This is a genomic window from Methylophaga sp. UBA2496 (assembly GCF_002341635.1).
GTDB lineage: Bacteria > Pseudomonadota > Gammaproteobacteria > Nitrosococcales > Methylophagaceae > Methylophaga.
Genome location: NZ_DDOK01000005.1, coordinates 556,814 through 568,220, shown reverse-complemented (window position 1 = coordinate 568,220; position 11,407 = coordinate 556,814). Strand labels below are relative to the sequence as shown.

At 44.9% G+C, this 11,407-nt stretch carries 14 protein-coding genes; 6 read left to right on the top strand and 8 right to left on the bottom strand.

The window, feature by feature from the left end:
- Positions 1-127: 127 nt before the first annotated feature.
- Genes hflD through B2W60_RS09775 form a run of 4 tightly spaced genes read right to left on the bottom strand, consistent with a single transcriptional unit; the run spans position 128 to position 2,859 of the window.
- Positions 128-760 carry a high frequency lysogenization protein HflD gene (gene hflD / locus B2W60_RS09790; RefSeq protein ID WP_292359296.1) on the bottom strand — a complete coding sequence of 211 codons (633 nt, stop codon included), beginning with the start codon at positions 758-760 and terminating at the stop codon, positions 128-130.
- The gene (gene mnmA, locus B2W60_RS09785; RefSeq protein WP_292359298.1) at positions 757-1,860 is read right to left on the bottom strand and encodes a tRNA 2-thiouridine(34) synthase MnmA; all 1,104 of its coding nucleotides are present in this window, start codon (positions 1,858-1,860) and stop codon (positions 757-759) included. The genes hflD and mnmA overlap by 4 nt, the downstream gene beginning before the upstream one ends.
- A gap of 2 nt (positions 1,861-1,862) precedes the next feature.
- A complete protein-coding gene (locus tag B2W60_RS09780) occupies positions 1,863-2,228 on the bottom strand; it encodes an NUDIX domain-containing protein (protein ID WP_292359300.1) in 366 nt (121 codons plus the stop codon).
- Positions 2,161-2,859, bottom strand: a complete 699-nt coding sequence (locus B2W60_RS09775) for a pseudouridine synthase (RefSeq protein ID WP_292359301.1) — start codon at positions 2,857-2,859, stop codon at positions 2,161-2,163. The genes B2W60_RS09780 and B2W60_RS09775 overlap by 68 nt, the downstream gene beginning before the upstream one ends.
- A gap of 57 nt (positions 2,860-2,916) precedes the next feature.
- Between B2W60_RS09775 and icd the strand changes: the two genes are divergently transcribed.
- From icd to B2W60_RS09760, 3 genes are all read left to right on the top strand, one after another.
- The gene (gene icd, locus B2W60_RS09770) at positions 2,917-4,170 is read left to right on the top strand and encodes an NADP-dependent isocitrate dehydrogenase (protein ID WP_292359303.1); all 1,254 of its coding nucleotides are present in this window, start codon (positions 2,917-2,919) and stop codon (positions 4,168-4,170) included.
- A gap of 9 nt (positions 4,171-4,179) precedes the next feature.
- A complete protein-coding gene (locus tag B2W60_RS09765; protein ID WP_292359305.1) occupies positions 4,180-4,662 on the top strand; it encodes an FKBP-type peptidyl-prolyl cis-trans isomerase in 483 nt (160 codons plus the stop codon).
- Positions 4,663-4,732: 70 nt separating this feature from the next.
- Entirely contained in the window at positions 4,733-5,641 is a 909-nt protein-coding gene (locus tag B2W60_RS09760; RefSeq protein ID WP_292359307.1) for a D-hexose-6-phosphate mutarotase, read from the top strand.
- Positions 5,642-5,682: 41 nt separating this feature from the next.
- Here the strand turns inward: B2W60_RS09760 and B2W60_RS09755 are convergent, their stop codons facing one another.
- From B2W60_RS09755 to purM, 4 genes are read right to left on the bottom strand one after another with little or no spacing between them, the layout of a single operon-like run.
- Entirely contained in the window at positions 5,683-6,285 is a 603-nt protein-coding gene (locus tag B2W60_RS09755) for an NUDIX domain-containing protein (RefSeq protein WP_292359309.1), read from the bottom strand.
- A 26-nt stretch (positions 6,286-6,311) separates the two neighbouring features.
- Complete coding sequence (locus B2W60_RS09750) at positions 6,312-7,055, bottom strand: DUF3108 domain-containing protein (RefSeq protein WP_292359311.1); 744 nt, start codon at positions 7,053-7,055, stop codon at positions 6,312-6,314.
- A gap of 6 nt (positions 7,056-7,061) precedes the next feature.
- On the bottom strand, positions 7,062-7,652 hold the full coding sequence (gene purN / locus B2W60_RS09745) for a phosphoribosylglycinamide formyltransferase (protein WP_292359313.1): 591 nt from the start codon (positions 7,650-7,652) through the stop codon (positions 7,062-7,064).
- Entirely contained in the window at positions 7,649-8,710 is a 1,062-nt protein-coding gene (purM, locus tag B2W60_RS09740) for a phosphoribosylformylglycinamidine cyclo-ligase (protein WP_292359315.1), read from the bottom strand. The genes purN and purM overlap by 4 nt, the downstream gene beginning before the upstream one ends.
- Positions 8,711-8,768: 58 nt before the next feature.
- Between purM and B2W60_RS09735 the strand changes: the two genes are divergently transcribed.
- From B2W60_RS09735 to B2W60_RS09725, 3 genes are read left to right on the top strand one after another with little or no spacing between them, the layout of a single operon-like run.
- A complete protein-coding gene (locus B2W60_RS09735) occupies positions 8,769-9,809 on the top strand; it encodes a DUF2066 domain-containing protein (protein WP_292359318.1) in 1,041 nt (346 codons plus the stop codon).
- A complete protein-coding gene (locus tag B2W60_RS09730) occupies positions 9,806-10,360 on the top strand; it encodes a CDP-alcohol phosphatidyltransferase family protein (RefSeq protein WP_292359320.1) in 555 nt (184 codons plus the stop codon). Before B2W60_RS09735 ends, B2W60_RS09730 begins: the two co-directional genes overlap by 4 nt.
- Positions 10,336-11,406 (top strand): AI-2E family transporter, encoded by a 1,071-nt coding sequence (locus tag B2W60_RS09725; protein ID WP_292359322.1) that lies wholly within the window; start codon positions 10,336-10,338, stop codon positions 11,404-11,406. The genes B2W60_RS09730 and B2W60_RS09725 overlap by 25 nt, the downstream gene beginning before the upstream one ends.
- The last annotated feature ends 1 nt before the right edge of the window (position 11,407 follow it).

Below are 11,407 nucleotides of genomic sequence, written 5' to 3'. Positions count from 1 at the left end.
AGCTATACAATCATAGGCGGCCGCACATGGCTCTAAAATACAAAACGCCCGATGCGGTGCATCGGGCGTTTTAATCGAAATAAGTGTCAACTTATTTCAGGACAAGACAGGGTTTTACTAAAAGTTTTCAGGTTTGAGCGTGTAATTCTGTTGCTGCCTGTAATAATTTATTACTTTGTAATAAAAACTGCCAGCGCCGGCCACCTTTCTGCTGCCATAAAACCGCGGCTCTTATGCCCGTTAATAATAACGCTCGAATACGATTGACGTTGTCAGCTTGTTGCAAAAATCCTGAATCACCGAATACCTGAATACGTGGTGTAAGTTCACTGAGCGTACGCTGATAGATATCGGCAAAACGGGCAATGACCTGTGGGCTGGTGATACTGCCGAAATACTCAATCTGCTGCGGAATCTGATCCAGTTCTCGGGTAATCAGATCCAACATCGCTGGACGTTTACGTAGCTTACGTTCCAAATGCAAAATTCCAATGGCATAGCGCAACATCACAATATCGCCAGGTTGTTTACGTTTAGATAATTGGTTATTGAATTGATATAAACCGGTTTTTAATTTACTGATTTCACCATAAACTGATTCAGTATCTGGCGCATCCATTACCAGCAAACTTTGCAACATAGTCTGCATATCGTCGTTATCAACTTGGCCAGTTTCTGCGATTTGTTTAACCAAAGTAACCGATTGCATCAAAGCCGAAAGGGCGATCACCCGTTCATGAATAATTGTTTTCTGAGTCATGGATGCATTCCTGGTGCATTGGTATCAACAATAATGCCGCCGCCAAGGCAGACATCATCTTGATAAAACACCACTGATTGTCCTGGTGTGACGGCACGTTGTGGTTCATCAAACTCAACCTGAATATTGCCATTATCATCCTGTGTAATGAGACAGGCTTGATCTGGCTGACGATAGCGAGTTTTAGCACTGGCACGGCAAGGCAACTCTGGTGCTTCACCGGCCACCCAGGAGAGTTGTTCAGCAGTCAATTTAGTGCTGTAAAGCCATTCATGTTCACCTTGAACAACATACAAGATGCGGTTTTCCATATCCTTGCCAGCGACAAACCAAGGCTCGCCACTGCTGTCTTTTCGGCCACCAATACCAAGTCCCTGACGTTGGCCGAGGGTGTAGTACATTAACCCTGAATGTTCGCCAATTTTTTCGCCTTCAGGGGTACGCATTTCGCCAGGTTGAGCTGGAATATAACGTCCCAGAAATTCACGGAAGCGTCGCTCACCGATAAAGCAGATGCCAGTGCTGTCTTTTTTGTCGTGATTGATAAAGCCAGCTTTTTCGGCAATTTGACGTACTTCGGTTTTTGGTAACTCGCCCAGCGGAAAAAGGGTACGGGATAATTGCGCCTGACCGAGTGTATAGAGGAAATAACTTTGATCTTTGGTGTTGTCGAGACCTTTTAATAACTGAAATTTTCCATCGCGCTCCCTGACCCGTGCGTAATGTCCGGTTGCAATCAGATAACCACCCAATTCCATGGCGTGATCCAAAAAAGCTTTAAATTTAATTTCACGGTTACACAAAATATCAGGGTTAGGCGTTCGTCCTGCCTGGTACTCCTCAAGAAAATGTTTGAATACATAATCCCAGTATTCCATAGCAAAATTGGCTTCGTGAAAAATAACACCAACTTTGTCGGCTACGGATTGTGCGTCTTTACGATCTTCTTCAACCGTACATTCACTTTCATCGGCATAGTCGATCCAGTTTTTCATAAACAGGCCTTCGACATCGAAACCTTGTTGCTTCAGTAACAACACAGCGACAGAGGAGTCCACACCACCGGACAGACCGACGACTATTTTTTTGTGTTCAGACATAATTAATCAGCTAATAAATCAAGTGGGTAACGCTTACCGGAAAGATAGTCCTGTAGACACTGCTCGACCAAAGGGCTGCGATATTGTGCCCGCCGTTGCTGGATGGTGGGAGCATCCAGCCAAACTGCCTGATGAATATCACTATCCAATGGCCTATCAAGGTGTTCTCCAAGGCTTCCGCTAAAACAGAAACGTATGTATGTATTCTGTGTTTGTTGATGTCGCCAGCGATAAATACCTATCAATGATTCAGGAATGAACTGCCAGGCAGTTTCTTCAAGTGTTTCCCGGATAACGGCTTCAACCAGGCTTTCGCCGTCTTCGAGATGGCCGGCTGGCTGGTTGAGTTTGAGTTCGCTGCCGATCATTTCCTCGACCATCAGAAATTGCTGGTCGCGTTCTATTACGGCGGCTACGGTGGTTCTTGGAGTCCAAATCATCGGCGTATTTTATCACGGTCTGAAAATTAACTTCGCACCATTGTCCCGGTTGCAGATCATTTAATTGCCATTGACCAATCGCGACACGGATCAATCTTAATGTTGGATGACCAACGGCTGCGGTCATCCGGCGTACCTGACGGTTTTTGCCTTCACTGATTTGCAGTTCAATCCACTGGGTGGGAATGGATTGCCGAAAACGAACTGGTGGATGTCTTTCCCATACTTCAGGTGGGTCGATCAGTCGAGCTTTTGCAGGTTTAGTCACTCCATCTTTTAGCAGAACGCCTTGTTGCAATTGTTTAATTGCAGAGGCATCCGGGATGTTTTCCACTTGTGCCCAGTATGTTTTGCTTAATTTATGACGCGGATCGCTGATATGATGTTGTAATCGGCCATCGTCGGTCAGCAATAATAATCCTTCACTGTCACGATCCAGGCGTCCAGCCGGGTAGACATCCGCTATATCAATGTAATCTTTTAACGTTGTTCGACCGTCTTTGTCATTGAATTGTGTCAGTACATCGTAGGGTTTATTAAAAGCAATTAATTTGGTCATGGTTATATCAGTGCCAGAGATCATGTAAAATGCCACTTTTATTTTCAGGAGCCGTGCATGGCATATCAACACATTAGTGTACCGGAACAGGGTGCAGCCATCGGCGTTAATGCCGATTATTCATTAGATGTACCAAGTCAACCGATTATTCCTTTTATTGAAGGTGATGGCATCGGTGTTGATATCACGCCGGCCATGATTGATGTGATTGATGCAGCAGTATACAAAGCTTATAGCGGCGAACGTAAAATTGCCTGGATGGAAGTCTATGCCGGTGAAAAAGCGACACAGCTCTATGGCACAGAAACGTATCTTCCAGAAGAAACCATTGAGGCTTTGAGAGAATACTCTGTCTCAATTAAAGGCCCGTTAATGACTCCGGTGGGGGGGGGGATTCGCTCTTTGAACGTTGCATTGCGACAAACGCTGGATTTATATGTTTGTCAGCGTCCGGTTCGTTACTATCCAGGTACACCGAGCCCGGTAAAATCGCCTGAAAGTATTGATATGGTTATCTTCCGGGAAAACTCTGAGGATATTTATGCCGGTATTGAATGGCCTGCAGAAAGCGCTGAAGCAAAGAAAGTCATTGCTTTTTTACAGAACGAAATGGGGGTAACCAAAATTCGATTCCCGGATACATCCGGTATCGGCATCAAACCCGTTTCACAGGAAGGTACCGAAAGATTGGTGCGCAAAGCTATCCAATACGTTATTGACAACGATCGTGATTCGTTGACCCTGGTACATAAGGGAAACATCATGAAGTTCACTGAAGGCGCTTTTAAACAGTGGGGTTATGATCTTGCTGAGAAAGAGTTTGGTGCAACACCGCTGGATGGTGGTCCCTGGAAAACCTTTAAAAATCCAAATACCGGTAAAAAAATCGTTATCAAAGACTCGATAGCCGATGCTTTTTTACAGGAAATCCTGTTACATCCTAAAGATTATGATGTGGTTGCCACATTGAATCTGAATGGAGATTATATTTCTGATGCTCTGGCCGCACAGGTTGGAGGAATCGGCATCTCACCGGGTGCAAATTTAGCGGATGCCGTTGCGATGTTTGAAGCAACACATGGCACAGCACCAGCCCTGGCTGGAAAAAATAATGCGAATCCGTCATCATTAATCCTATCGGCCGAAATGCTTTTACGGCATTTAGGTTGGGTCGAAGCGGCAGATCTGGTCGTTTCCGGCGTCTCAGGCGCCATTTCAAATGCACGTGTCACCGGTGATTTAGCTCAGGCTATTGGCGTCGATGCGTTGAGTTGTAGTGATTATGCTGCAGCTGTTATTCAAAACATGTAAGGAGTTTCCATGAAAGTTGCAGACAATAAAGTAGTCGTGATTGACTACACGCTCACCGACAACAGCGGCACAGTCATTGATAGTAGTGAAGGTGCCGGCCCGCTGGCGTATCTGCATGGTGCAGGCAATATTATCCCTGGTTTGGAAGATGCCCTGATGGGCAAAGAAACTGGCGATAAAGTTCAAGCCAGTATTGAACCAGCCAATGCGTATGGCGAACGCCATGAAGCATTAAAACAAGATGTCCCTGCTGAATTGTTCAGTGGTGTTGAAAAAGTTGAAGTGGGTATGCAGTTCCAGTCAGAAACTGAGCAAGGTCCGGTTTTAGTCACTGTCGTTGCCATCAACGATGAAACTGTTACTGTAGACGGAAATCACCCACTGGCGGGTGTTCATCTGAACTTTGATGTAGAAATACGTGAAGTGCGTGAACCGAGTGCAGAAGAGCTGGAACATGGACATGTTCATGGTGAAGGCGGCCACCAGCACTAAAAGCTAGATTTAATACTTAGTCTCAAAGGCGGGCATTGTGCCCGTCTTTTTGTTTCAGACGTAGAAATACATGCAAACTATTGAACAATTAAAACAACAATTTGCCATAACTGATCGCCTGGACTTTTCCATGGGACCTTCCGGGTGTGTGATGATCGATATTGATACCCCTTGTGCCAAAGCGCGAATAGCACTTCAGGGTGCTCAGGTTTTATCTTATCGACCAGCTGATGCAATACATGATCTCTTGTTTTTGAGCCAGTTGAGTCGCTATGGCGACAGGCGTGCAATTCGCGGTGGTGTACCCGTTTGCTGGCCCTGGTTTGGTGATGATCCCAGTGGTAAGGGGCGACCTGCACATGGTTTTGCGCGCAATCGTATCTGGGATTTGACCGCTGTTCAGCAAACTGAAAATGATGGCATTAAATTAATACTGTCATTAACACCCGATTCACAGGATGAAATACTTTGGCATTGTGCATATGCGCTGAAAATGACAATCGTGATTGATGAGCAACTCATACTCTCTCTGACCACGGAAAACCTTGATAAAGAAAGTTTTGTTATTTCTCAGGCGTTACATACGTATTTTGCGGTAGGTAATATAGAAAAAACCCAGGTAAGGGGGCTGAGTAATCATCATTATCTCGACAAAGTCGAGAATTTCAGTGAAAAACTGCAAGCTGGCGAAATACTTTTTAATGGCGAAACCGACAGGGTTTATCTGAACAGTCCTGAAAAACTGTTTATTGAAGATACTGAATGGTCACGCCGAATTATCGTTGAGAGTGCGGGATCCAGCACCACGATTGTCTGGAACCCCTGGGAAAGGGTAACGGCGCTGAAAGATATGACTGATGATGCGTATCATTATTTTGTCTGTGTTGAAACGGCAAATGCCGCTCATGACAGTATCAGTCTTTCACCTGGACAATCTCATACTATTTCAGCAAGTTACCGTATTATGCCATTGGAATAACCCGTTACATTCTTTTGGCAGTATTCTTGGATATGTAACGTTTAAGCCCAACGCTGACGCAACTCATCCTTATGTAATGCCAGCCATTGAATGGCAATAATCGGGATAGCCGAAATGATTTTACCGTCTTCCAGCAATGAATAGACTTCATCAAATGATAAAACACTAACGGCGATATCTTCATCTTCTTCATCTAAACCGTGCAACCCACCGATATGGGTACTATCAATACGTCCGCAAAACAAATGCAATAGTTCAGAAGTGCCACCGGGTGAGGTAAAAAACTCGTTGATTTTAATCATCTCTAAAATCTCACAGCCGGATTCTTCAGCGGCTTCACGATAGGCGACAGACTCAGGTGTTTCACCCGGCTCAATCGCACCGGCAACAATTTCCAGTAACCAGACACGTTCATCGTCCAGCTGCAATGCACCGGGACGAAATTGTTCGATAATCACCAGGGCATCTTTTTGCGGATCATAAAGTAATACGGCAACACAATTTCCTCGGTGAAATACTTCACGAGTGAGTGGAGCACTCCAGCCACCTTTATAAAGGGTATGTTTGACTGAAACAATTTTTAAACTAAAAAAACCGCTGTAAGCGGTTGTTTGTTCAATGATTTCAAATTGTTTTTTGCTCATCCGTTTTCCTGTTATCAGCGAGAAGATTAATTGTCCTGAACAAATACAGAATCTGAAATGCCATCCAGTTCATGAAGTATTGCAGTGAATTTTGTGCCGTCTTTCTCGATATGTTCAAGTTTAACCGGCAAATAATCCAGCTCTGGTGCACACCATAATGTCGTTTCCCGATCTTTATCGCTATCGCGATCCCGTTGCCGTTTAAATTTAACGGTTGCTATTTTGCCTAGCGGTGTCGAGATTGTTTCCGGTTCCAGTCTTTCAATCTGGTAGTGTTTGATACGTCCACCATCGGCGATTGCGTAATTAAAGACTTGTTTAGTGGGGTCCTGTAGTAAATCCAACCGAAGTTGCACCTGATAAATATGTTTTTCCAATGTTTTGGGATCGATTTCAAGATCCCATGGGTGAACCTTATCATCGATATGAACTGAATTCTGTTGCCAGTCAAAATCCATACGCAGGTATTTATCCTTTTTGCCACCGCTGCGTTGATAAAGATATTGATGGGGAATAATCTGCTGTTTGGTCAGGGTCCATAAGCTGGTTTCTTTAACGGTATCACGTCTGAAAACAGCAACCAGTCCTTTGGCTTTGGTGACTGAGCGAAAGCGATGCAGTCCATCCGTTAAGGTTTCAAGTTGCTGAGTTAACTCACCTGCCTGCAGACCGTTCATTTCTATTTGATAGTGAGCTGAATAGTCATCCAGACCCTGAGCGAATGACATCGATGACAGTAAAAGCAACATTAAACCGAAAAAATAGCGCATGGGTAATTAGCTCTGATGTTGTTGGATTAACAACCTTAAGGCATCGGGATAAAGCTTATGTTCCTCGAGCAATACTCTTGCTGCTAATGTTTCTTCTGTATCATCAGCCATAACCGGGACTTTGGCTTGTAAAATGACCGGGCCGGCATCTAATTCTTCGGTAACAAAATGTACGGAGGCACCATGCTCCGTCTCGCCGGCATCAATTGCTCGTTTATGCGTATGCATACCTTTGAATTTGGGCAACAGTGAAGGATGTATATTAATCAGGCGATTGGCATAGTGCTGGACAAATTCCCTGCTGAGAATGCGCATAAAACCTGCCAGCACAACATAGTCGGGGTCAAAAGAATCAATCAGCTGCATTAACTCCTCATCAAAGGCTTCGCGGGTAGTGAAGTTTTTATGATCCAGGATCTCATTAGCAATACCGGCATTTCTGGCAAACATTAAGCCAGCGGCATCTGGTCGATTACTGATGACTGCGGTTACCTCAGCATCCAACTCATCTGATTGAATTGCGTTGATAATGGACTGCATATTACTGCCACGACCTGAAATCAGGATGACGAACTTAGGTTTGAAGGTTTTACTCATTTAATAATGACTTGTTCTTCAGTATTGCTGACGTCGATATGACCAATTTGCATGGCTGTTTCACCTAATGCAGTGAGTATCTGAACCGTGGCATCAGCATCTTCTTCTGCGACACAAACCACCATGCCAATACCATTATTGAAGGTGCGGTACATTTCACGATCAACCACATTTCCCTGTTGTTGCAACCAGTCAAACACCGCCGGTCTTTGCCAGCTTTTGCTGTCAATCACAGCAGTCACATGCTCTGGCAAAACTCGGGGGATATTTTCCAGTAAGCCGCCACCAGTAATATGAGACAAAGCATGAATGTTAATTTTTTCATGTAGTTGCAATAATGACTTAACGTAGATTCTGGTTGGAGCCAGCAGCTTTTCGCCTAATGTTGCGCCATCAAACGGCATGGTTAAGTCAGCATTACTGACTTCAATAATTTTACGGATCAGTGAATAACCATTGGAATGTGGACCAGAAGAGGCAAGTCCAATAATGGCATCACCGGCTTTTACCTGTGTGCCATCAATGATGTTGTCTTTTTCGACAATACCGACACAGAACCCCGCCAAATCAAAATCGCCATCCTGGTACATGCTTGGCATTTCAGCCGTTTCTCCACCAACCAGAGCGGCGCCTGATTGCAAACAACCCTCAGCAATCCCGCTGACTACATCGGTAGCGACATCGATATTCAGTTTGCCCGTTGCATAATAGTCCAGAAAGAACAAAGGCTCCGCACCAAGAACCGCAATATCGTTGACACACATGGCAACTAAATCAATACCAATGGTGTCATGTATTCCAGCCTCGATTGCCAGTCGTAATTTGGTGCCGACACCATCCGTTCCTGAAACCAGAACCGGTTTTTTATATTTATCGAGTGGCAGTTCAAACAGGCTGCCAAACCCGCCCAATCCGGCCATCACACCAGATCGACGGGTTTTGGCGGCAAGCGGCTTAATTCGTTCTACAAGGGCGTTGCCGGCTTCTATATCGACACCGGCATCGCGGTAACTGAGGGCTTGGTTTGATTTGCTTGGTGGAACGACGGGATCGGTCATGCTGGCTTCCTGATTATTTGGACATCACACACAAAAAACAGCGTGTTAGAATACCACAATGCCTAGATTATTTTTCTCACTGATTTTCGTTTTCGCTGCGTCGATTGCTTCCGCTGCGGAAGTTACTGATTTGTATCAGGCGCAAGCGCCTGCAGAGTCGCAAACTGAAGAGGAACGTCAGCGACTTGCGCCGGATTTACTCAAACAGGTTGTGATTAAAGTGGTCGGTGATCGACGTGCAGTAGAACAGGCGGATATTTCTGCCCTGGTCACTGATGCAGAACGTTACATCGATCAGTATTACTATCAACAGATTCTGAATATGGACAGTGATCCACCAGAACAGCAGCTTATGCTGACTCTGGATTTCAATGCCAATGCTATTAATACTGCTTTACAACGTATTGGTTTACCTGTTTGGGACAAAATACGGCCTGAATCGCTAATTTGGGTTGCCATAGAATACGAAGGTAATCAGCAATTGATTGGCGAGGGTGATGAGCATTCATTACTTTTGCAGATTGATAAAGCGGCTAAAAATCGAGGTATTCCTTTGTTGATACCTTTAATGGATCTGGAAGATCAGACTCAACTGACTTTCAATGATGTTTCGACCGGTAATAATACCGCAGTGAAACAGGCTTCTGAGCGCTATGGTGCTTCTGTGCTGGTGACGGCACGATTGCGAGGTAATGCCGAGTCAACAGAGATTAGCTGGCAAGCTATTTTGACTGACGATGTTGAACGTTGGTCAAGTCAGGGAGACGTGCAGACTGCGATTCGTACGGGGGTGGATGCTCTTGCTGACCACTTGGGTCGGCGGCTTAATATGTCAATCAGCACTTCGGGTGAAGCTGAGCTGGCTATTCAGGTCTCAGGGGTGAACGATTATGAAGGTTACAGCCGAATCATGGATTACCTGGAAAGCTTACAGGCGGTCTCTGATATCAAGGTGGGCAGTCTGGGCAGTGAGTCGCTTGATTTAGTGCTTTTTATTCAAGCTGAACCAGAAAGATTCCGACAGTTATTATCCATTGGAGGGGTAATACAGCCTGAGATAAATGACACTACTGGTTTGCAATATCGGTTATTACCTTGAGTTCACGGGATATTCCCAATCTCATCTGTCTGTTTAGAATTTTATTGGTTGGGCCAATCGTCTGGCTGATGCTGCAAGAAAACTTTTCCGCCGCATTATTTCTGGTGGCGATTGCCGGTATCTCTGATGGCCTGGATGGTTTCCTGGCCCGACATTTTCATTGGCAAAGTCGTCTGGGTTCTATTCTTGATCCTCTGGCAGATAAATTACTGCTGGTTGCTACATTTACTACGTTAACCTATATGCAATTATTACCTTTATGGCTATTATTGCTGGTGTTTGGTCGGGACCTGGTAATTGTAATAGGTGCCTTGGCCTACCATCTTAAGTTTGGTGAATATGAACTGACTCCGCTCTGGAGCAGCAAAATCAATACAGTATTTCAAATTGCTTTAGTCTTGCTGGTGATTGTGCAACAGCAATGGCTACCGCAAATTGCGACATGGAGCACAACCATGATCTGGTTGGTGGTGGCGAGTGTCATCATTAGTGGCAGTGAATATATTCTGGTTTGGGGGACAAACGCGTGGCGTCAGATGAAAAAAAGCTGATAAGTGATACGAATAAGTTCCTGTTATTAGGGCTGTTAATACTCTGTGGTTGGCTGGTGATGGAGCTGTCAACGGTATTAACACCATTCTTTATTGCTGCTCTGTTAGCCTACCTTGGCGATCCATTGGTCGACAGGTTAGAAAAGTATCGTTTATCTCGTACTGTAGCGGTGTGCGTGGTGTTTGCCGCATTTCTGCTTAGCGCAATAATCTTATTACTGATCTTTATTCCTATGCTCGGTGCGCAGCTCACATCACTGTTTGAAAAGTTACCTGATTATATTGATCGGTTGCAGAACACAATTGAACCATTACTGGCAAATGTCGGCATTACCACAACGATGCTTGACTTTGATACGTTCAAAACGGCTCTGCAGGACTATTGGTCTGAGGCAGGTCAAATGGCCGGAAATATCATGGGTTATATGACACGTTCTGGCTTAGTGCTATTGCAGTGGCTGACAAACCTGGTGCTGATTCCAGTGCTGACATTCTATCTATTACGCGATTGGGATGATCTGGTGGCCAGATTTCGTGAGTTACTACCTCGTACACATGCAGACAAGATCACGCAAATAACGGTGGAATGTGATGACATGCTGGCTGGTTTTCTCCGAGGTCAGTTGATGGTTATGCTGGCATTATCAATTATCTACAGTATTGGTCTTACATTTATTGGTCTGGATCTGGCGTTGTTATTAGGTGTTATCGCCGGCATTGTCAGTTTCGTTCCCTATCTGGGGTTGTTTGTGGGAATTACCCTTGCTGGTTTGGCAGCGTATTTACAGTTTCAGGAATGGTTACCCGTTTTACTAGTCGTCCTGGTATTCAGTTTTGCTCAGGCTATTGAAGGCATGGTTTTAACCCCACGATTTGTCGGTGAACGAATTGGCCTGCACCCGGTGGCGGTTATATTTGCTGTGATGGCCGGTGGTACTTTATTTGGGTTTGTCGGCGTATTACTCGCACTGCCGGTGGCAGCTGTTGTGATGGTTTTATTACGCCATGCACATCATCGTTATCTGAACAGTCATTTGTATTCTTAAC

Excerpts from the sequence above, each read along its gene's own strand:
- B2W60_RS09775 (WP_292359301.1), bottom strand. The coding sequence starts at position 2,859 with ATGACCAAATTAATTGCTTTTAATAAACCCTACGATGTACTGACACAA.
- B2W60_RS09735 (WP_292359318.1), top strand. The coding sequence starts at position 8,769 with ATGCCTAGATTATTTTTCTCACTGATTTTCGTTTTCGCTGCGTCGATT.
- hflD (WP_292359296.1), bottom strand. The coding sequence starts at position 760 with ATGACTCAGAAAACAATTATTCATGAACGGGTGATCGCCCTTTCGGCT.
- B2W60_RS09765 (WP_292359305.1), top strand. The coding sequence starts at position 4,180 with ATGAAAGTTGCAGACAATAAAGTAGTCGTGATTGACTACACGCTCACC.
- B2W60_RS09750 (WP_292359311.1), bottom strand. The coding sequence starts at position 7,055 with ATGCGCTATTTTTTCGGTTTAATGTTGCTTTTACTGTCATCGATGTCA.
- B2W60_RS09780 (WP_292359300.1), bottom strand. The coding sequence starts at position 2,228 with ATGATCGGCAGCGAACTCAAACTCAACCAGCCAGCCGGCCATCTCGAA.
- B2W60_RS09760 (WP_292359307.1), top strand. The coding sequence starts at position 4,733 with ATGCAAACTATTGAACAATTAAAACAACAATTTGCCATAACTGATCGC.
- purM (WP_292359315.1), bottom strand. The coding sequence starts at position 8,710 with ATGACCGATCCCGTCGTTCCACCAAGCAAATCAAACCAAGCCCTCAGT.
- icd (WP_292359303.1), top strand. The coding sequence starts at position 2,917 with ATGGCATATCAACACATTAGTGTACCGGAACAGGGTGCAGCCATCGGC.
- mnmA (WP_292359298.1), bottom strand. The coding sequence starts at position 1,860 with ATGTCTGAACACAAAAAAATAGTCGTCGGTCTGTCCGGTGGTGTGGAC.
- B2W60_RS09755 (WP_292359309.1), bottom strand. The coding sequence starts at position 6,285 with ATGAGCAAAAAACAATTTGAAATCATTGAACAAACAACCGCTTACAGC.
- purN (WP_292359313.1), bottom strand. The coding sequence starts at position 7,652 with ATGAGTAAAACCTTCAAACCTAAGTTCGTCATCCTGATTTCAGGTCGT.